The sequence below is a fragment of the Flavobacterium phragmitis genome, from assembly GCF_900112575.1.
Lineage (GTDB): Bacteria > Bacteroidota > Bacteroidia > Flavobacteriales > Flavobacteriaceae > Flavobacterium > Flavobacterium phragmitis.
The window spans coordinates 93,194-112,623 of sequence record NZ_FOMH01000013.1; the positions used below are offsets into that span (position 1 = coordinate 93,194).

20 protein-coding genes are annotated in these 19,430 nt (G+C 33.6%); 9 read left to right on the forward strand and 11 right to left on the reverse strand.

Going from position 1 to position 19,430, the window contains the following annotated elements; genetic code table 11:
* Positions 1-26: 26 nt before the first annotated feature.
* Both BM289_RS21205 and BM289_RS21210 read right to left on the reverse strand, forming a co-directional pair.
* Positions 27-983 (reverse strand): glycosyltransferase family 2 protein, encoded by a 957-nt coding sequence (locus BM289_RS21205; RefSeq protein WP_091497330.1) that lies wholly within the window; start codon positions 981-983, stop codon positions 27-29.
* Between the two features lie 8 nt (positions 984-991).
* Positions 992-1,522, reverse strand: a complete 531-nt coding sequence (locus BM289_RS21210) for a DUF4199 domain-containing protein (RefSeq protein WP_091497332.1) — start codon at positions 1,520-1,522, stop codon at positions 992-994.
* Between the two features lie 248 nt (positions 1,523-1,770).
* On the opposite strand from BM289_RS21210, the gene BM289_RS21215 reads away from it, so the two are divergent.
* A complete protein-coding gene (locus tag BM289_RS21215) occupies positions 1,771-2,025 on the forward strand; it encodes a type B 50S ribosomal protein L31 (RefSeq protein ID WP_011921626.1) in 255 nt (84 codons plus the stop codon).
* A 160-nt stretch (positions 2,026-2,185) separates the two neighbouring features.
* Complete coding sequence (locus tag BM289_RS21220; protein WP_091497335.1) at positions 2,186-3,358, forward strand: GlmU family protein; 1,173 nt, start codon at positions 2,186-2,188, stop codon at positions 3,356-3,358.
* Positions 3,359-3,510: 152 nt separating this feature from the next.
* Here the strand turns inward: BM289_RS21220 and BM289_RS21225 are convergent, their stop codons facing one another.
* Entirely contained in the window at positions 3,511-3,954 is a 444-nt protein-coding gene (locus BM289_RS21225; protein ID WP_091497337.1) for a PepSY-like domain-containing protein, read from the reverse strand.
* A 200-nt stretch (positions 3,955-4,154) separates the two neighbouring features.
* On the opposite strand from BM289_RS21225, the gene BM289_RS21230 reads away from it, so the two are divergent.
* From BM289_RS21230 to BM289_RS21240, 3 genes are all read left to right on the forward strand, one after another.
* On the forward strand, positions 4,155-5,789 hold the full coding sequence (locus BM289_RS21230) for an ABC-F family ATP-binding cassette domain-containing protein (protein ID WP_091497340.1): 1,635 nt from the start codon (positions 4,155-4,157) through the stop codon (positions 5,787-5,789).
* 232 nt (positions 5,790-6,021) lie between these two features.
* A complete protein-coding gene (locus tag BM289_RS21235) occupies positions 6,022-7,173 on the forward strand; it encodes a porin (protein ID WP_091497343.1) in 1,152 nt (383 codons plus the stop codon).
* 21 nt (positions 7,174-7,194) lie between these two features.
* A complete protein-coding gene (locus BM289_RS21240) occupies positions 7,195-8,625 on the forward strand; it encodes an anion permease (protein WP_091497345.1) in 1,431 nt (476 codons plus the stop codon).
* On the opposite strand, the gene BM289_RS21245 is transcribed toward BM289_RS21240, so the two are convergent.
* Positions 8,622-8,924: a GNAT family N-acetyltransferase gene (locus tag BM289_RS21245; RefSeq protein WP_244165434.1), complete on the reverse strand. Its 303-nt coding sequence runs from the start codon at positions 8,922-8,924 to the stop codon at positions 8,622-8,624. The genes BM289_RS21240 and BM289_RS21245 overlap by 4 nt on opposite strands.
* Before the next feature lie 292 nt (positions 8,925-9,216).
* On the opposite strand from BM289_RS21245, the gene BM289_RS21250 reads away from it, so the two are divergent.
* Entirely contained in the window at positions 9,217-9,876 is a 660-nt protein-coding gene (locus tag BM289_RS21250; protein WP_091497348.1) for an alpha/beta hydrolase family protein, read from the forward strand.
* Between the two features lie 269 nt (positions 9,877-10,145).
* On the opposite strand, the gene BM289_RS21255 is transcribed toward BM289_RS21250, so the two are convergent.
* Complete coding sequence (locus BM289_RS21255) at positions 10,146-10,661, reverse strand: hypothetical protein (RefSeq protein WP_011921618.1); 516 nt, start codon at positions 10,659-10,661, stop codon at positions 10,146-10,148.
* Between the two features lie 168 nt (positions 10,662-10,829).
* On the opposite strand from BM289_RS21255, the gene rpmH reads away from it, so the two are divergent.
* Positions 10,830-10,991: a 50S ribosomal protein L34 gene (rpmH, locus tag BM289_RS21260; protein WP_008464848.1), complete on the forward strand. Its 162-nt coding sequence runs from the start codon at positions 10,830-10,832 to the stop codon at positions 10,989-10,991.
* Positions 10,992-11,139: 148 nt separating this feature from the next.
* Positions 11,140-13,995: a carbamoyl-phosphate synthase large subunit gene (gene carB / locus BM289_RS21265; RefSeq protein ID WP_091497350.1), complete on the forward strand. Its 2,856-nt coding sequence runs from the start codon at positions 11,140-11,142 to the stop codon at positions 13,993-13,995.
* Positions 13,996-14,062: 67 nt separating this feature from the next.
* On the opposite strand, the gene yiaA is transcribed toward carB, so the two are convergent.
* From yiaA to BM289_RS21290, 5 genes are all read right to left on the reverse strand, one after another.
* A complete protein-coding gene (gene yiaA / locus BM289_RS21270; protein WP_091497352.1) occupies positions 14,063-14,461 on the reverse strand; it encodes an inner membrane protein YiaA in 399 nt (132 codons plus the stop codon).
* A gap of 191 nt (positions 14,462-14,652) precedes the next feature.
* The gene (locus BM289_RS21275) at positions 14,653-15,192 is read right to left on the reverse strand and encodes a DUF4252 domain-containing protein (RefSeq protein ID WP_091497355.1); all 540 of its coding nucleotides are present in this window, start codon (positions 15,190-15,192) and stop codon (positions 14,653-14,655) included.
* 1 nt (position 15,193) lies between these two features.
* Complete coding sequence (locus BM289_RS21280; RefSeq protein ID WP_091497357.1) at positions 15,194-15,721, reverse strand: DUF4252 domain-containing protein; 528 nt, start codon at positions 15,719-15,721, stop codon at positions 15,194-15,196.
* Positions 15,722-15,736: 15 nt separating this feature from the next.
* On the reverse strand, positions 15,737-16,198 hold the full coding sequence (locus BM289_RS21285; RefSeq protein WP_091497360.1) for a hypothetical protein: 462 nt from the start codon (positions 16,196-16,198) through the stop codon (positions 15,737-15,739).
* On the reverse strand, positions 16,185-16,694 hold the full coding sequence (locus tag BM289_RS21290) for an RNA polymerase sigma factor (RefSeq protein WP_091497362.1): 510 nt from the start codon (positions 16,692-16,694) through the stop codon (positions 16,185-16,187). The genes BM289_RS21285 and BM289_RS21290 overlap by 14 nt, the downstream gene beginning before the upstream one ends.
* A 166-nt stretch (positions 16,695-16,860) precedes the next feature.
* Between BM289_RS21290 and BM289_RS21295 the strand changes: the two genes are divergently transcribed.
* Complete coding sequence (locus BM289_RS21295) at positions 16,861-18,306, forward strand: S41 family peptidase (protein WP_091497365.1); 1,446 nt, start codon at positions 16,861-16,863, stop codon at positions 18,304-18,306.
* Positions 18,307-18,395: 89 nt separating this feature from the next.
* Here the strand turns inward: BM289_RS21295 and BM289_RS21300 are convergent, their stop codons facing one another.
* On the reverse strand, positions 18,396-19,430 hold the full coding sequence (locus BM289_RS21300; RefSeq protein WP_091497367.1) for a DUF5074 domain-containing protein: 1,035 nt from the start codon (positions 19,428-19,430) through the stop codon (positions 18,396-18,398).

Here is a 19,430-nt window from a genome sequence, read left to right on the forward strand (position 1 = left end):
AAAAGATTATTTTTTCCTGATTGGTGTCAAAAATTCACTTCGCGTGCTACTTTATATCTTTCTTCATTGTTTTTGGTTCTTAAAATGATTTCGCCTAAAAAACCTGCGAGGAAAAGCTGTGTTCCTAAAATCATTGTGGTCAATGCAATATAAAACCAAGGATTGTTAGTGACCAAAGAATACTTCATTCCATTATACATATGGTATAGTTTTGAAACACCGATGTATCCTGCAGATAAAAATCCGATGATAAACATGATAGAACCAATGGCTCCAAATAAGTGCATTGGTCTTTTTCCAAAGCGAGATAAAAACCAAATCGTAATTAAATCCAGAAAACCGTTTATAAAACGTTCCATTCCGAATTTGGTTTCACCATATTTTCGAGCCTGGTGAATAACCACTTTTTCACCAATTTTTCCAAATCCGGCATTTTTAGCCAAAACAGGAATATAGCGGTGCATTTCGCCCGAAACTTCAATGTTTTTAACTACGACATTTTTATAGGCCTTTAACCCGCAGTTAAAATCGTTTAACTCAACACCAGAAGTTTTTCTAGCGGCCCAGTTAAATAATTTTGAAGGAAGATTTTTGGCTACAACAGAATCGTAACGTTTCTTTTTCCATCCGGAAACTAAATCGTATTTCTGAGCCGTAATCATTTCGTACAATTCCGGAATCTCATCAGGGCTGTCCTGTAAGTCGGCATCCATTGTAATGATAACATCACCTTTTGCTTTTGCAAAACCAGCATGTAAAGCCTGAGATTTCCCAAAGTTTTTCATAAAACGAATGCCTTTTACATTCGGATTTTCATTAGAAAAACCTTCAATAATCTGCCAAGAATTATCTGTACTACCATCATCTACAAAAATGATTTCATAAGAGTAATTGTTAGATTGCATCACTTTAATGATCCATGAGTAGAGCTCTTGAAGTGATTCCTCCTCGTTTAGAAGCGGTATAAGTATAGATAAATTCATTTATATTTTTATTCTTGTGTAGATTTGCTTTTGAAAAATGCAGCTAAAATTAATCCTAAAATAGAATAGCCGATAACGCTGAAAACAAGTCCTTTTAATTGTTCTGTAACTGAGAAAGGATTGTTTTCTCTCATTTTAGTTAAAGCTTCGTTTATAGCAGAAGCAGGAGTTCCAAACTTCTGTAAAGTTTCAGCCATATATTTAACTAATAACTCACTTAGCGTGTTTTTTGCCTCTGGGTCAATTACGTTAAATAATAAAATACTAAATAATGAAGAAATCGCTACAGCAATAATTGTAGCTATAAAAAAAGTGGTAAACGCATCTTTAAAAGAGAAAAAGCCATTGACTTCTTTTTTTGTTTTAGTAAGTAACAGGATTCCAACCACTACATAAATAACAAAAGTAAGACCGCCAATCCAGCCCGAAACAAATAATTTAAGATCTATAGCGTAGAGAGTCGCCGTAATTAATGCCAGAATAACTCCTAAAGCGATTCCATAAGTAATTCCATTCTTTTTGATAACTTCATTAATCATATTTCTATAGGTTTTAAAATTAATCCACAAATATAGTAATTCCCACTATAATCGGAGATAAAAAAAGCTTTTCGAAATAAACTAAAAAAAAGTGAGCTAAGTATTTGTTTATTAAAAAAGAATTGTAAATTTGCACACTCAAAAATAATTAAATTTTTAAACAAAAAAGAGTAGTGTTGTTTATACCTTTTCAGTTAAAAGAAAAGCTTCAAAATAAAAATGCTCTAAAACAATAAATAAAAGAAAAGATGAAAAAAGGAATTCACCCAGAAAATTACAGATTAGTTGCATTTAAAGACATGTCTAATGATGATGTTTTTATCACTAAATCTACTGCAGATACAAAAGAAACAATTGAAGTTGACGGAGTTGAGTATCCAGTTGTAAAAATGGAGATTTCTAGAACATCTCACCCTTTTTATACTGGTAAATCTAAACTTATCGATACTGCAGGACGTATTGATAAATTCAAAACTAAATATGCTAAACACGCTAAAAAATAATAGCTGTTTTAAATTATACAAAAGCCTTCCAATTCTGGGAGGCTTTTTTTATGCGTTAAATATTACTTTTCGTTAAAGTGGTTTTTTATTAAACCAGTAAAATATTTGTAACTTTGGCCTTAGGTAACCAAATCAAATTTTAACAAACACTCAATTATTTATGAACTACATTCTTTTCGACGGACCCGTTCGGAATGCTTTATTACCCTTTACTTTTACGCGGCCGGTGGCTGATATTTTGGTTGGAATTATGACTATTCGTCAAAAATGGGAAAGACGTTTAGGTTCTACAATTACCACTATAACCGAAGATTATTTATCAGAGAAATTTCCGATGGTTGAAATGGAAGAAAATGTAATGATCAACGCTGCGTATTTGCCAAATGATACTCTTGCGGAGATGGTTTCCAATTTGACTACAAATCAAGCTATATTTAAAGGAGAAGATGTAATAGCATTTTTTGCAGGTGAAAATCAGGAAGTCGATTTTGATACTTATGAAATTATTCAATACAACGACGATTGTCTTACTATCGAGCATACTTGGGATATTTTCTCTAAAAACGATGCTGCAATCCGTCAGGATTTTGATTTTTTAACCGAAGACCGAAAATCACAGCCAATTCCTAAAAGCGTAAACGTAATTGCTCCTGAAAATATATTTATTGAAGAAGGTGCAAAATTAGAGTTCGTGACTTTAAATGCTTCGAACGGACCTATATATATAGGTAAGAATACGGAGATCATGGAAGGAACTGCTATTCGTGGTCCTTTTGCTTTATGTGAAAATGCCATGGTAAAAATGTCGGCTAAGGTTTATGGTGCGACAACTGTTGGACCAGGATCTAGAATAGGCGGGGAGGTTAAAAACTCAGTTCTTTTTGCAAATTCGAATAAAGGACACGAAGGATTTTTAGGTGATTCTGTTTTAGGCGAATGGTGTAATATTGGTGCTGATTCCAACAATTCGAACCTAAAAAATAATTACGAAGAAGTAAAATTATGGAGCTACGAAACAGAAGGTTTTGCAAAAACAGGACTTCAGTTCTGCGGTTTAATGATGGGAGATCACAGTAAATGTGGTATCAATACGATGTTTAATACCGGAACTGTTGTTGGTGTAAGCGCTAATATTTTCGGTTCTGGATTTCCAAGAAATTTTGTTCCAAGTTTCTCTTGGGGAGGCGCTGCTGGATTTACAACTTACGTAACCAAAAAAGCTTTTGAAACGGCAAGATTGGTTATGAGCAGAAGAAATATAGAATTTGACGCAACCGAAGCGGCGATTATGGAGCACATTTTCGAAGAAACTAAAAAATGGAGAAAGGACTAATTAGATAATTAGGCAATTTGAAAATTAGATAATTTTTACAACCCGACAGGTTTTTAAAACCTGTCGGGTTTGTTTTTTTGCCACAGATTAATGGATTAAAAAGATTTTAGATAAAGAAGATTGTGTGAGTGGAAAATAATCTGTGGCTGAAATTATTTGTCAATTTTAATAAAATCCTCTTTCAGATTAAATTTCAATTCTAATCCATTAGTCAGTTTTGTTTCATAACCAGAAGTTCCAATTTCTATTTTGGTTACTTTTTCCTTTGGGAAATTTGTTTTGATATAAGAAGCAATCTTTTTCGGAATAACAGATTTTGGAATTTTATCATTTTTACCATCCACTTCTTTCCAGTTTCCTTTTTTGTCAAATTCAATTTCAAGCTGTTTGTCATATTGAACTTTGTATTCTGTAGAAAAGATTTCTTTTTCTTCTAAAATATAACTCGGTTTTTTTGAGCCAAAATGAGTTTTTAAGAAAGCTTGTGCGTTTGCAGGTAAAGCTTCTTTTTTAATTATCGTTTTTTGCGCATTCGCAGAAATCCCAAATAGAAATCCCATAATTAAGTAAACGGTCAGTTTTAATTTCGTTTTCATATTTTGCTGATTTATAAAATTTTATACAAGATAAGGTTAATATTTAAAATAGTATTAAATAGAAATTATCTAATTACCACATTTTCAAAATTATCTAATTATCAAATTGCCTAATTATCTAATTAATCTATCTTTGCAGCACGAAAAAACAGGGTAGTTCAATAAAAAGCTAACCGATTAAATAAAATTCACAAAAACAAATGATTACAGTTAACGATATTTCGGTTCAGTTTGGTGGAACTACACTTTTTAGCGATGTTTCTTTTGCTATTAATGAAAATGATAAAATTGCCCTTATGGGTAAAAATGGTGCAGGAAAATCTACACTTTTGAAAATAATTGCAGGAGTAAACAAGCCTTCAACTGGAAGTATCTCTGCTCCAAAAGAAGCTGTAGTAGCATACCTGCCTCAACATTTGTTGACTGAAGATGGTGCAACGGTTATGGAAGAAGCATCAAAAGCTTTCAGCGAAATTTTTAAAATGAAAGCTGAAATCGACGAAATTAATGAGCAATTAACCGTTCGTACTGATTATGAAAGTGATGAATACATGAAATTAATCGAAAGAGTTTCAGACTTAAGCGAGAAATTTTATGCAATCGAAGAAGTGAATTATGAAGCTGAAGTTGAGAAGATTTTAGTTGGTTTAGGTTTTGAACGTGAAGATTTTACACGTCAGACTTCTGAGTTTTCTGGAGGATGGAGAATGCGTATAGAATTGGCTAAAATCCTTTTAAGAAAACCAGATTTAATTTTGCTGGATGAGCCTACGAACCACATGGACATCGAAAGTATTCAGTGGTTAGAAGATTTCTTATTGAATCAGGCAAAAGCAGTTGTGGTAATCTCGCACGATAGAGCGTTTGTAGATAATATTACGAATCGTACTATCGAGGTTACAATGGGAAGAATTTACGATTACAAAGCAAAATACACGCACTACTTAGAATTAAGAAAAGACCGTCGTATCCATCAGCAGAAAGCGTATGATGAACAGCAGAAAATGATTGCTGAAAATCGTGCTTTTATTGAGCGTTTTAAAGGAACTTTCTCTAAAACTGATGCGGTTCAGTCGCGTGTAAAAATGTTGGAAAAACTGGAAATCGTTCAGGTTGATGAGGTGGATACTTCTGCATTGCGTTTAAAATTTCCACCAGCAGCGCGTTCTGGACAATATCCGGTTATTGTGAAAGAAATGTCTAAATCATATGGAGATCATGTAGTATTTAAAGATGCTAATATCGTAATCGAGCGCGGACAAAAAGTAGCATTTGTTGGGAAAAATGGTGAAGGTAAATCGACAATGATTAAAGCAATCATGAAAGAAATTGGTGTTGATTCCGGAAGCGTAGAAATTGGACATAATGCACAAATTGGATATTTTGCTCAAAATCAAGCGGCTTTGTTGGATGAAAACGCAACCATTTTTGAAACGATTGATAGTATTGCAGTTGGAGATATTAGAACTCAGATTAAAAATATTTTAGGGGCTTTTATGTTCCAGGGAGATGATATCACTAAGAAAGTAAAAGTACTTTCGGGTGGAGAAAAAACACGTTTGGCAATGATTAAATTGTTGTTGGAACCAGTTAACTTGTTAATTCTGGATGAGCCTTCGAACCACTTGGATATGAAAACTAAAGATATTATCAAAGATGCTTTACGTGATTTTGATGGTACGTTGATCTTAGTTTCTCACGATCGTGATTTCCTTGATGGGTTGGCAACTAAAGTTTTTGAATTCGGAAACAAACGAGTAAAAGAGCATTTCGAAGATGTTGCAGGTTTCCTTGCACATAAGAAAATGGATTCTATGAGAGAGATAGAAAAGTAATTTTTTCGACCTAAATAATTGAAAAGGCACAAGTTAATTCTTGTGCCTTTTTTTGTTTGGATTTTTTGATAACAGAATTTTAATGCAATTTTTTTTACAGCTCACACTTTTTTTTGTTATTTTAGTAATCCCATTTCGTGTTGACGGTAGGTAATTAGCTTTTAAGAATAAAAGGCAGAATGCTGATTTTGAATTCATTATATAAAAATAACATTTTATCTATTTGAAGTCTATGAGTAAAATTCTACTAATTCCGATTATTTTTTTCTTTCTTCTTACTCCAATATTTCTATATGCTCAAGGCGATGTTAATGCAGGAGAAAAAAAAGAAGAAAGCGAAGTAAAATACCCGCAATATCAGCTCAAAGGTCTTTTACAGGCAAGATATCTGGAAAGTTTTGGCGATAATGTCGATGTTTTAGGAGTTCATCATTCTGCAGGAGATGTTACGCAGCAATCTTTTGATATTAAAAGAATGCGTGTTGGTTTAAATACCAAATTGAGCGAAGCTACAGAAGTTGTAATCTTAGTCAACTTAGCCGATTTCAAATCGGATACCAAAGGTAAAGTTCTCGAAAATGCCTATGGGAAATATACTTTTAGTAAATACATTGCTTTAACTGGAGGGCAATTTCGTCCAGCATTCGGTATAGAAGAGCTTGTTCCGGTTGATATCATTAAATCTTTCGATTTTTCAAATCAATATTACGAATTTGGAAAAAACGGATGGACCAGTTTCCAAATTGGTGCTTCTGCAACTGGAGCTTTTGATATTGGTAAAATCCCTGTCAATTATGCGGTTTCTGTTTTAAATGGAAACGGAAAAAATGTTGAAATGGATAAGGATAATGGAAAGCAATATTCTACAAGATGGGTTTTTGAATTATCCAAAGAGCATAAAATAAATCTTGGTTTAAACGGTGGTTTCGGAAAAGTATTTAAAGAAGATGTTTTTGCCGTGGGAGCAGATATTACCAGTGATTTTAAACTGACTGATCGAATGAGTTTCGATCTTCAAATTGAATACAAACAGGGAACAAATCATAATCTTTATTTTTCTCTTCCAGCAGAAAATAGAGTGGGAGATGTTTCCAATTATCAAATGCGAGGTATTTATTTTCTGCCTAATTTAAGGTATGTGGTCAATTATAAAAAATTAACTGCATTCGAATTATCATGCCGTTACGAAACTTTTGACCCAAGTTATAAAGTAAATTCCAATGTAAGACAGACTTATACGCCCATGATCAGTTTGGAATTTGGGAAAGCTTACACAGGTCGAATCGAGATGGGATTTGAAATTGACCGATTTGACAGAAATGTACCCGATACGTCAACCTATAACGACGAATTATTTTTAATCCAATTACAGCTCCGACTTTAATTTAATATAAAATCCTTTATTATGAAAGAAGTACAGATTCCTCAAACCTTGATTACGCTTGCTGTTGGAATTGCAATTTGGCTTATTCCTGCTCCAAATGGTGTTGTTATTGAAGCTTGGCACCTGTTTGCTATTTTTGTGGCAACCATTTTAGGAATTATTCTAAAAGCGGCTCCGATGGGGACGATGTGTATGATTGCAATTGCATTAACGGCTTTTACCCAAGTTTTGGCGCCGGGAGATCCAGGCAAATCCATTACATTGGCATTAAAAGGTTTTGGGGATAAAGTAATCTGGCTTATCGGAATTTCGTTCTTTATTGCGAGAGGTTTTATAAAAACAGGTTTAGGAAACAGAATTGCTTTTTTATTTATTAGAATATTTGGAAAAAGTTCTTTAGGATTAGCTTATGGTTTAGGTCTGGCTGATTTGGTTTTGGCACCAGCTGTTCCAAGTAATACGGCAAGAGGAGGAGGGATTATTTATCCGATTATGAAATCTATGTCTATGAGTTTTGGTTCTATGCCGGATCAGCCTGAAACACATAGAAAATTAGGTTCATATCTTACTTTGAATAGTTATAATATGAATTTGATTGCATCTTCAATGTTTTTGACAGGAACAGCAAGTAATCCGATGTGTCAAAAGTTTGCTTTGAATTTAGGGATAAAAATTACGTGGATGTCGTGGGCTGTTGCGGCGATTGTTCCGGGATTGTGCGCTTTTTTTGTAATTCCGTTTGTATTATATAAAATTTACCCGCCAGAACTAAAAAAGACAGGTGATGCACCGCAGATTGCCAGAGAAAAATTAAAAGAAATGGGAGCCATAACCAGAAACGAATGGATGATGCTTTTAACATTCTTTATTCTTTTATTTCTTTGGATGACTGGCGATCTATTCTCAATAGACGCGACAACAACCGCTTTTATCGGATTGGTGATTCTGCTTTTAACTTCCGTTTTAACTTGGGATGATGTCAAAGCCGAAAAAGGTGCCTGGGATACAATAGTTTGGTTTTCTGTTTTAGTAATGATGGCAAGTTCGCTTAATGAATTGGGCTTTATTGCTTGGTTTAGTGATTTGGTAAAAGCACAAATTGGCGGATTAAGCTGGCAGATGGCTTTTCCGATCATTGTTTTGGTTTATTTCTTTAGCCATTATCTTTTTGCCAGTGCAACGGCGCACGTGGCGGCAATGTATGCGGCGTTGCTTGGGGTTGGAGTTTCGCTTGGAATTCCGGGTTTGTTGCTGGCTTTTATGCTTGGTTTTATAGGTTCATTGTACGGAACTTTAACGCATTATGGTCACGGTCCGGCACCCGTATTCTTTGGGAGCGGCTACGTAGATTTAAAGAGCTGGTGGATTAAAGGATTAGTAACTGGTTTGGTAATGCTCTTTATTTATATGGTAATTGGAGGGTTGTGGCTCCGTTTAATTGGTGATTTTTAAATCCTGATTCCTGGAGGAAGTAATTCCTTGTATCTTGGGTTTTTTTTGAAGAATGAAACAATCTTTGGGTGAATTGGAACTACTCTGTAGTTTTTCTCAGAACTTAACTCTAGAACATTTTTAAGCAAAGCATTAATTGCTTCTTCGTTTTCATAAGAGTCAGGTGTGTTGATTTTGGTTAAGAAGATTTTTTTTTCTTGAAACGAATATTCAACTGCCAGCATTCCTTCGGGTACGACAGTTTCAAATTGGCGTGCAAAAGTGTTGTCTTTGATTTCCATAGTTACAAAAGTTTCCATAGTAATTTCATTTTAGGTTATGTGTAAATAGTGAATTTGGGATCCAAAATAGTCTTGAAAGAAAATTCTTTATAAGATTTTAAAGTCAAAAATATTTCAAATACAAAGGTAATCATTTGATTTTCAATATCGAATTATTTTTTAAAGATGTAAACCATAAGATGGTGTTTCAAACTTTACTTTTTTTAGATTTCAGGAGTGAATTAGGCTTAAAATTTGATTGTCATGCTATTAAAAAAAGTAACTTTATTCTTTAGAATAAATATCTTAATGGTAATTTCATTTTAATGTTATGAGTAAAATTCCAGTTTATTTTATGCCAGGTCTGGCGGCAAGTTCATCTATTTTTGAAAGAATTAAATTGGATGAAAATATTTTTGAAATGTGTCTTCTCGAATGGGAACTTCCAAATCCTAAAGAATCCTTGTCGGATTATGCACTTCGAATCAGTAAGAATATCAAGCATGAAAATCCTGTTTTAATCGGAGTTTCTTTTGGAGGAATTTTGGTTCAGGAGATCGCCAAACATATAAAAGTCCGAAAGGTAATTATTATATCAAGTGTTAGAAGCAATCTTGAATTTCCTAGAAGAATGAAAATAGGAAAGAAAACAAAGGCATACAAATTAATTCCGATGCAGTTGATTTTAAATATAGAGAAACTGGCAAAATTTTCATTTGGCGAAAAAGTCAATAAGAGAATTAAGTTGTATGAGAAATTTCTAGCTGTTCGTGATTTGGGTTATCTGCAATGGGCGGTAGAAACTGTAATATTATGGGATCGGGATAAAATTGATGAAAATGTCATTCATATTCATGGAGATCAGGATGAGGTTTTCCCAATTAAGTATATTGATAAATGCATTTTAGTAAAAGGAGGAACTCATATTATGATTTTGAATAAATATAAATGGTTGAATGAAAATCTGCCTTCTATTATATTGGAAGATTAAATTCCAATTTTAAAATTCCAAATCCCAATTTTTTGAGCGTGTAGTTTGTCATCCTGAGGAACGAAGGATCACACTGGTAACTCGATAAAGATTGGCGAAATACTGTGCGGAATTTCTAGTGTGATCCTTCGTTCCTCAGGATGACAAGACTATTCGAAAATCTGCAGACAGAAAAAATCTAAAATTTAAGCTCTGCAATCTAAAATAAAAAATCCCAAACTCACATTGGAATTTGGGATTTATAATATTTTGAAATTAATTCTAAGAATTTAGATTTTCTTCATTTGTTCTTTCATCATGGATATTTGCTCTTTTAGCATTCCTTGTTTGTCTAACTTTTTAGCTTCGTTTAATAAGTTAGTCGCTTCAAGCTTTCTTCTGCGTGACATGGCAACTCCGGCAAGGTTTAATTTAGCAACTGCTAAATCCATATCCATTGATAGTCCAAGTTCGATAGCTTTTTTGAAATGTTTCTCTGCCTGGTTGATATTAGTCTGAGATAACATGATACCTTGTAAATAATTCAAGTATCCTTGTTGTTTTCTTACTAATGCCCCTTCTGGATTTTTGATATATGATAACCATTTATTAGCGCCTTCAAAGTCTTGTTTTCTTAATTTAAGGAAAGCTAAAAGGATAAATTCGTTTTTAAAGTAAAGAAAAATTGGAATCGCAGTCAATAAAATAAGGAATATACCATTCCCAATATTACTCTCTGTAAATTGCCAAATGCCTGCCACTACAAGAAGTCCGGCCAAAATAAGTTTAATATTTTTGTGAAACATAATTAATGTAAATTTGTGATTGCAAAGATAGTAAAAGGAATTAAAAATATTTTTATAAAAGTACTTGCCAGAAAAAAAAGTCTTTGTATATTTGCACTCGGTTTTTGAATAACGATATCAAAAACAAATTAATAAGTTAATAGATACCATTTTTAAAGATACAAAGCAATGAGCAAAAGAACATTTCAACCATCGAAAAGAAAAAGAAGAAATAAGCACGGATTTATGGACAGAATGGCTTCTGCGAATGGAAGAAAAGTTCTAGCGCGTAGAAGAGCAAAAGGAAGACATAAATTAACTGTTTCTAGCGAGCCTAGACACAAAAAATAATGTTTGTATAAACATACATAAGGCGATTACTTTTTTAGTATCGCCTTTTTTTATACCTTGTCGGTAAAAATTTTCGCAACATTCTAGTTTAGAATAGACTACGAATGTTTTTCTAAAGTACTTTATATAACTACACAATACAAAAAAAATGCCTAAAGACACATCAATTAAATCCGTTTTAATAATAGGTTCGGGACCTATTGTTATTGGTCAAGCTTGCGAATTCGATTATGCAGGATCTCAATCTGCACGTTCGATTCGTGAAGAAGGAATTGAGGTTATCCTGATAAACTCAAATCCAGCGACAATTATGACCGACCCATCTATGGCCGATCATATTTATTTGAAACCTTTAACTACAAAATCGATTATTGAAATTCTTAAGGAACATCCACAAATTGATGCTGTTTTGCCAACAATGGGAGGGCAAACTGCTTTGAACTTGTGTTTGGAAGCTGAAGAAAAAGGAATCTGGCAGGATTTCGGAGTAAGATTAATCGGTGTTGATGTAAACGCAATTAATATTACTGAGGACAGAGAGCAGTTTAAACAGCTTTTAGAAAAAATTAAGGTACCAACAGCACCTGCAAAAACGGCTACTTCTTACTTAGAAGGAAAAGAAATTGCTCAGGAGTTTGGTTTCCCACTTGTTATTCGTCCTTCGTTTACACTTGGAGGGACTGGAGCAGCTGTGGTTTACAAAAAAGAAGACTTTGATGAGCTTTTAACTCGCGGACTTGAAGCTTCTCCAATTCACGAAGTTTTGATCGACAAAGCTTTAATGGGATGGAAAGAATACGAGTTGGAGCTTTTAAGAGATAAAAATGATAACGTTGTAATTATCTGTTCGATCGAAAACATGGATCCAATGGGAATCCATACAGGAGATTCTATCACTGTTGCACCAGCGATGACATTATCGGATACCACTTTCCAAAAATTACGTGACTACGCGATCTTGATGATGAGAAGTATCGGAAATTTTGCTGGAGGATGTAACGTACAATTCGCAGTTTCACCAGACGAAAAAGAAGATATCGTGGCAATCGAAATCAACCCTCGTGTGTCTCGTTCTTCTGCTTTGGCATCAAAAGCAACTGGATATCCAATTGCAAAAATTGCTTCTAAACTAGCTTTAGGATACAACTTAGATGAATTACAAAACCAAATTACAAAATCTACTTCGGCTCTTTTTGAACCAACTTTAGATTATGTAATCGTAAAAATACCACGTTGGAACTTCGATAAATTTGAAGGTTCAGATAGAACTTTAGGTCTTCAGATGAAATCTGTAGGTGAGGTTATGGGAATCGGACGTTCTTTCCAAGAAGCGCTTCACAAAGCAACTCAATCTTTAGAGATCAAGAGAAATGGTTTAGGTGCTGACGGAAAAGGATACAAAAATTACGAACAAATTATTGAGAAACTAACTTATGCAAGCTGGGATCGTGTTTTCGTAATTTACGATGCAATCGCAATGGGAATTCCATTGAGTACTATTCACGAAATTACAAGAATCGATATGTGGTTCTTGAAACAATACGAAGAGCTTTATACTTTAGAGAAAGAAATTTCAAACTATAAAGTTTCTGATCTTCCAAAAGAATTATTGCTGGAGGCGAAACAAAAAGGTTTTGCAGACAGACAAATCGCCCACATGATGAGCTGTCTGGAAAGTGAAGTGCACACTTTGCGTATGAAGATGAACATCAACCGCGTTTTCAAACTGGTTGATACTTGTGCGGCTGAGTTTAAAGCAAAAACACCTTATTACTACTCAACATTTGAAGCTGAAATTGAAAAAGCAAACGGAGAACGTTTTGTGGACAATGAAAGTATCGTAACAGACAGAAAAAAAGTAATCGTTTTAGGTTCCGGACCAAACAGAATTGGACAAGGTATCGAGTTTGATTACTCTTGTGTACACGGAGTTTTAGCAGCAAAAGAATGTGGTTATGAAACGATTATGATTAACTGTAATCCTGAAACGGTTTCTACAGACTTTGATACTGCTGATAAATTATACTTCGAGCCAGTATTCTGGGAGCACATTTATGACATTATCCAACACGAAAAACCAGAAGGTGTAATCGTTCAGTTAGGAGGTCAGACAGCTCTTAAATTAGCGGATAAATTATCTAAATACGGTGTAAAAATCATCGGAACTAGTTTTGATGCACTTGATTTAGCTGAAGACAGAGGACGTTTCTCAGACTTATTGACTGAATTACATATTCCTTTCCCAAGATTCGGAATCGCTGAAACGGCTGATGAAGCTTCAAAATTAGCAGATACTTTAGATTTCCCACTTTTAATTCGTCCTTCTTATGTATTAGGAGGTCAGGGAATGAAAATTGTAATCAACAAAAAAGAGCTTGAAGAGCACGTTATTGATTTGTTGAAAGCAATTCCAGGAAACAAATTATTACTAGATCACTACTTAGCGGGAGCAATCGAAGCTGAAGCTGATGCAATCTGTGATGCAGATGGAAATGTTTATATCATCGGAATTATGGAACACATCGAACCTTGTGGAGTTCACTCTGGAGATAGTAATGCGACATTGCCTCCTTTCAACTTAGGGGAGTTTGTAATGCAGCAAATTAAAGATCATACGCATAAAATTGCTAGAGCTTTAAAAACGGTTGGATTAATCAACATTCAGTTTGCGATTAAAGATGATACGGTTTACATCATCGAGGCAAACCCAAGAGCTTCAAGAACGGTTCCGTTTATTGCAAAAGCTTACGGAGAACCTTATGTAAACTACGCTACAAAGGTAATGTTGGGTCATAATAAAGTAACTGACTTTGATTTCAACCCGCAATTAAACGGATATGCAATTAAACAACCTGTTTTCTCTTTCAGCAAGTTCCCGAACGTAAACAAAGCATTAGGGCCAGAAATGAAATCTACAGGAGAAAGCATCTTGTTTATTGATGACTTAAAAGACGATCAATTCTACGAATTGTACTCTAGAAGAAAAATGTATTTGAGTAAATAAACTCAAATTCTAGTATAAAAAAAAGCTCCAATGAAAATTGGAGCTTTTCTTTTTATAAGTTTTAAATTTATTCGTTTTGATTAAAGTTCATATTGTCTCTAGTGTTTTTCTGAACAGAAATGGCACCAAACAAGGCTAATAAGAATGCAAAAGCATAAAATCCTTTTTCACTTGGAAGAATCGTGGCATTCCAAAGTCCAACCACTAAAAGTACAATTGAAAGCAATGTTCCGAACCAGCAGATTCCATAATAAATATCAGTTACAGGAAGTTTTTCAAGTCTGTCTCTGACGCTTTTTTGTAATGAAACTACGGCGAAAAGACCAAACATTAAAACGGTAAAATAATATCCTTTTTCATTTAAAAGCATTTCTGCTCTGGCAAGTCCTACAATAAATCCGATTGTTCCTGCTCCAAGAGCAACCCAAGATGCCGCAATAAAGGCATTTGATGTTTTTTGTATCATATTAATTCTGGTTTAATTAGGTTTTGAGATTTGATTTTTTGGCGAATAGAGAATCTCATTTCGTAAATGTAATTATTTTAGATTAACAGCAAAATAAAAACAAGTTAAAATTAGTAGGTATAATCTTCTTTAAAATAAAAAAGAAAAGCCTCAATTATGAGGCTTTCTTGAATGTAAAAAGTAAGATGTTTTTATTTTTTAAGCAATTGCTCTAGAGGTTTTAGCTGTTCCATGTCAATTTTTGATTTTTGCAAAACCGACATCAGAGTCATAATGTTATTAGGATTCATATTTTCGCCTAAAACTCTCACTACAGCAAAACCGTTTTCTTTTCTATTGGCAAAAATGACAAATTCTTTAATATTGTCATCACTTCCAACATAGCTTACAGAAGCACCGTCTTTACCAGATCCAAATTTCATTAATTCCTGATATTTCGGATCTTTTAATATGGCTTTTACTTTGTTTCTCTCTGCTTCAAATTGAACCTGATTATTTGAGTCAGCTTTAAAAGCTAAAACATTCATTTTATCAAACGAATTTAAGGCTTCGTTTTGTTCGGCTGATAATTTTGTTTTATCAACATTTAGTATGTTTGGTGAAACATCTAAGGCAATAAAGTCCTTTTTCTCCGAATTCTCGACAAAATATTTTTGAAGTGAAGGTTCAGAATTACAACTTACTAATAGTAGTAAGAAGAGCAGGGTCGAAGTAAAAACAGTCACTTTCATTTTATTTTTTGCCTTTAGAAGCTTTTTTAAGATCAGTACCTCCAGGAAGCTGCATTTTATCTGTCAATACTGAGATTTCGTTTAAGTCAAAATTACCTGTAAGAGATAATAGTACAGTTTCGTCATTTTTTGCACCATCAACAAACATCAATAATTCTTTAATTTGAGTATCGGTTGCACCAGATTTTACCATTATTTTGACATTTTTACCACTGTCATTTACTCTCATTAATTCTTCAAGACCTGCAGTTTTGATATATTTATCTGCTGAAGCTTTCATATCGGCTTCGATCTTTGGGTTTTTAGTGGTAAACACTTTTAGGTAATCCAGTTTTTTGATAAGTGAAATGTATTGTTGTGTTTCTTTATCAGAAGCATCCACTTTTACTTTACTCATTAAATCGAACATTTTTTTGTTTACAATTACAGAGGTAACATCGTCTTGACCGTCAAATTTGTCAAAAGCACCTTGGGCGTAGAAAGTAGTTGTTGCGAATGCTAAAACTAATGTTATGATGAAATTTTTCATTTTGTTTGATTTTAATTACTGTTTAAAAATTCTGTTTTTTGATTCTTCATATTCTTTAATGTATTGTACACTTTCAATACCTACATTAACATTGTTTGATAATAAAGCCAAAGCTTTTTGAGTCGCTTTTAAAGCTTCTTGGGGATCATCGTAAGTTCCTAATTCTGTCTGTGAAGCTACTGCAGTAGTATCGTTTTTTTCGCTGACAAAAAAGTAAGTTCCAATTCCCAGCAAAACAACAGCTGAAGCTGCAATCGATAACCACGCTACGTTACGTTTTTTAGATTGTAGTGGAATCTCATACGTCGATTTCTGTTCTTTTGCTAAAGAGAAATAACCAAACATAGGTTTGTATTGCTCCAAATGCTGCGCAACATTTGATGAAGAAAAGTATTCTTTTAATTGATTTTCTTCAGCAATAGAAGTTTCTCCCTGAAAGTATTTTTCTAATATATCTTCTATTTTATTTAGTTCCATAAAGGTGTGTATTAATCATTGATTCTCTAATTTTTTTTCTTGCTCTCGAAAGGGCAACCCGTATCGCGGTTTCGTTCATATTGACGATTTTGGCTATTTCTTCAAATTCATATTGTTCAACATCCCGAAGCTGAATTAACAGCTGTAATTGTTCCGGCATTTGATTTATAATTTTTTCGACCCATTCTAAGCTGTCTTCATCTTCAATTTTTTTATCTAATCTCGGTTCGCGATCTGTGAAATTATTATGCACAATTTGCAAATTACTAGCTCTTTTAGATTTTAACTGATCCAGACAATAATTTTTAGTCATGGTCATAGCCAAAGCCTCAACACTATTGTAACTTTCCAGATTCTCTTTTTTGTTCCATAATTTAACCATTACCTCTTGAGTCGCATCTTCGGCTTCTTCAGTGCTGGTAAGCAGCCTTTTTGCCAGACGAAAAACTTTGTCTTTAAAAGGATTTACTAATTCTATAAATACTGTCTGGTTCATTAAACTGATGGTTAATCGTTAGCTTATATAGTCAAGACGAGGCACAATTCTATTTGTTACAGCAAAAACTAAATATTTTTTTACGTAAAAAAAATACTGCTTTTTTATAAAGCTAAAACTAAAGATACTACTTTTACGTTTATTCTATTATAGAAACCAATACGATATGAAAACACCTTTAAAAAGTATCCTTTTTCTTTTTTTGCTAGCTTTTTCTTTACACTCCTGTGAAGATAATGATGATGTTGCAGCTCCGGCAGATGTCCAGATTAATAGTTTTATCTGGAGAGGTCTGAATGAAGTTTATTTATGGCAGGCAGATGTTCCTAATCTGGCTGATGGCCGTAATCTAAAATCTGATTTTAATTCTTTTTTGAGAGGATATTCTAAACCAGAAAATTTGTTTGAGGATCTATTGTATAAACCAGTAAGTAAATATCCTAGTGGAACCGCTGTTGATCGTTTCAGCTGGATTGTGGATGATTATACAGTTTTAGAACAGGAACTAAGTGGTATCACAAAAAACAATGGCGTTGATTTTAGACTAAGCCTCGTTGAGTCTGGATCAAATGAAGTGTTTGGTTATGTTCGTTATATTATTCCAAATTCTGATGCTTCTACAAAAGCGATTAAACGCGGTGATATATTTACAAGTGTAAACGGAACTAAATTAACCACTTCTAATTATCAGGCATTGTTATTAAATCAGGATAGTTATACTTTGAATTTGGCAGATTATAATGGAACTACTTTTGTTTTAAACGGAAAATCGGTGGCTTTAACTAAAACTATTTTAGAAGAAAATCCAATTTTTATCAATAAAGTAATAACTTCTGGAAGCCATAAAATTGGTTATTTGATGTACAATGGCTTTTATGATGAATATGATGATAAGTTAAATCAAGCTTTTGGGGAATTAAAAGCACAAGGAGCAACAGATTTAGTTCTAGATCTTCGTTATAACGGAGGAGGAGCAGTAAGTTCTGCAGCTAAACTTGCCAGTATGATTACGGGACAGTTTGATACACAGATTTTTTCAAAAATGACGTTTAATGCCAAACAAATGCAAGGTTTGTCTGATGCAGATTTAGAAGGTCTGAATGTAAGATTTGTCAAAAACTTAAACAGTTTAAATCTGACTACGGTTTATATTCTTACAACAGCAAGTACAGCATCTGCAAGTGAATTAATCATTAACGGATTAACGCCTTATATTAAAGTAGTTCAGATTGGAGAAACTACTACAGGTAAAAACGTAGGTTCGTTTACGGTTTATGATTCTGAAACTTTGACGAAGAGAAATGTTAATCCAAATCATAAGTATGCGATGCAGCCTCTGGTTTTAAAAATTACAAATTCGGTTAATTTTGGAGATTATACGCAAGGTTTAAAACCAACGTATGAACAACTTGAAAGGATATCAACTTTTGGGGTTTTAGGAGATGCATCTGAGCCGTTGTTGAACTTGGCGATTTCGAAAATTACTGGTGCAACAGCTAAAACAATTCAAGATAATAGTTCAGAACCAAATCATCCTTATCTGACAGATTCTAAAATTATTAATGGTTTGAAACACGGTATGTACATTAAAAATGCACCAAAAGGTTTTTAAATTAAATTCTAAATAACTAAAAAGGCTTTCAGAAATGAAAGCCTTTTTAGTCCCAAAACAAATAGAATCTAATTTTCTAAAAGGAAATATTAATCGTTGAAGTAGAAACCGTTTGATCCAGCTCCAGTAACTAATTCTTTTTGTAAAACTCCAGACAAGTTGTAGATAAAAGCTTTACTGTCTGCACCAAATTTAGCATCTGCAATATAAATACGGTTATCCTTTACAGTAAAACCATATACATAACTTGCATCTGAAGCGAATAAAGCAGCAGTGGCAGCTGTTGTTGCAGTTGTGCTAATTGAATAAACTGAATTTGAAGCGGTATAATACACTTTGTCGTCTTCAATATCCATGAAACCAGCATCTCCTATACTAGAAGGAAGTGCAATACGAGAAATAGATTTATCAGATATTTTAACTTTTACAATTTCGCCGGCACCTCCATAAGGTTTTCTTAAAATAAAGATTACTCCGTCTTCTTCTTCAATAGAATCTCCATCATACCCAATTGTTACAGGAGTTTCAAGAGCTTTTGAAGCAATATTGTAAATTAAAAGTTTATCATTGTATGCATCTGTAATATAAAGTTTTCCATTTTCCTCAATAACTCTGTTTGCAGTTGAGTTTAAAGCTACTTTAGATTCTACAGTGTTGTTAGATAGGTTGATTACTGCAATGTAATCATCTGTATCTCCAGTTGCTGGATTTTCATATGAATATTCGCCAGCATTTATTACATACGCTTTTCCATCTTTTACAACACCATATCTAGGAGCAACAAGGCCAGAATCGATTTTTGCAATTAACTTAAATGTGTAGCGATTTACAACATTAATTACATTAGATCCACCAGCAATGATGTAAGCTCTGTCTCCGCTAAAAAAGATATTTTGTAAGTATCCTCCAACTGCATCAGTACCGTTTTCTTTTTCGTAAACATTTTTAGTGAAAGAAGTTAAGTCATTGCTTGAGAAAGAAATAGTTCCTAAGCTTTTGCTTCCTTCATTCAAAATAAAAAAACCATTGTCATAAGCACCTTTTGGAGTATCGTCGTCATCGCTGGAACAAGAAGCAAACAACGAAATGCTTAAAGCTATTAAAAGTAATTTACTGAATTTCAT

Excerpts from the sequence above, each read along its gene's own strand:
- BM289_RS21205 (WP_091497330.1), bottom strand. The coding sequence starts at position 983 with ATGAATTTATCTATACTTATACCGCTTCTAAACGAGGAGGAATCACTT.
- BM289_RS21210 (WP_091497332.1), bottom strand. The coding sequence starts at position 1,522 with ATGATTAATGAAGTTATCAAAAAGAATGGAATTACTTATGGAATCGCT.
- BM289_RS21215 (WP_011921626.1), top strand. The coding sequence starts at position 1,771 with ATGAAAAAAGGAATTCACCCAGAAAATTACAGATTAGTTGCATTTAAA.
- BM289_RS21220 (WP_091497335.1), top strand. The coding sequence starts at position 2,186 with ATGAACTACATTCTTTTCGACGGACCCGTTCGGAATGCTTTATTACCC.
- BM289_RS21225 (WP_091497337.1), bottom strand. The coding sequence starts at position 3,954 with ATGAAAACGAAATTAAAACTGACCGTTTACTTAATTATGGGATTTCTA.
- BM289_RS21230 (WP_091497340.1), top strand. The coding sequence starts at position 4,155 with ATGATTACAGTTAACGATATTTCGGTTCAGTTTGGTGGAACTACACTT.
- BM289_RS21235 (WP_091497343.1), top strand. The coding sequence starts at position 6,022 with ATGAGTAAAATTCTACTAATTCCGATTATTTTTTTCTTTCTTCTTACT.
- BM289_RS21240 (WP_091497345.1), top strand. The coding sequence starts at position 7,195 with ATGAAAGAAGTACAGATTCCTCAAACCTTGATTACGCTTGCTGTTGGA.
- BM289_RS21245 (WP_244165434.1), bottom strand. The coding sequence starts at position 8,924 with ATGGAAACTTTTGTAACTATGGAAATCAAAGACAACACTTTTGCACGC.
- BM289_RS21250 (WP_091497348.1), top strand. The coding sequence starts at position 9,217 with ATGAGTAAAATTCCAGTTTATTTTATGCCAGGTCTGGCGGCAAGTTCA.
- BM289_RS21255 (WP_011921618.1), bottom strand. The coding sequence starts at position 10,661 with ATGTTTCACAAAAATATTAAACTTATTTTGGCCGGACTTCTTGTAGTG.
- rpmH (WP_008464848.1), top strand. The coding sequence starts at position 10,830 with ATGAGCAAAAGAACATTTCAACCATCGAAAAGAAAAAGAAGAAATAAG.
- carB (WP_091497350.1), top strand. The coding sequence starts at position 11,140 with ATGCCTAAAGACACATCAATTAAATCCGTTTTAATAATAGGTTCGGGA.
- yiaA (WP_091497352.1), bottom strand. The coding sequence starts at position 14,461 with ATGATACAAAAAACATCAAATGCCTTTATTGCGGCATCTTGGGTTGCT.
- BM289_RS21275 (WP_091497355.1), bottom strand. The coding sequence starts at position 15,192 with ATGAAAGTGACTGTTTTTACTTCGACCCTGCTCTTCTTACTACTATTA.
- BM289_RS21280 (WP_091497357.1), bottom strand. The coding sequence starts at position 15,721 with ATGAAAAATTTCATCATAACATTAGTTTTAGCATTCGCAACAACTACT.
- BM289_RS21285 (WP_091497360.1), bottom strand. The coding sequence starts at position 16,198 with ATGGAACTAAATAAAATAGAAGATATATTAGAAAAATACTTTCAGGGA.
- BM289_RS21290 (WP_091497362.1), bottom strand. The coding sequence starts at position 16,694 with ATGAACCAGACAGTATTTATAGAATTAGTAAATCCTTTTAAAGACAAA.
- BM289_RS21295 (WP_091497365.1), top strand. The coding sequence starts at position 16,861 with ATGAAAACACCTTTAAAAAGTATCCTTTTTCTTTTTTTGCTAGCTTTT.
- BM289_RS21300 (WP_091497367.1), bottom strand. The coding sequence starts at position 19,430 with ATGAAATTCAGTAAATTACTTTTAATAGCTTTAAGCATTTCGTTGTTT.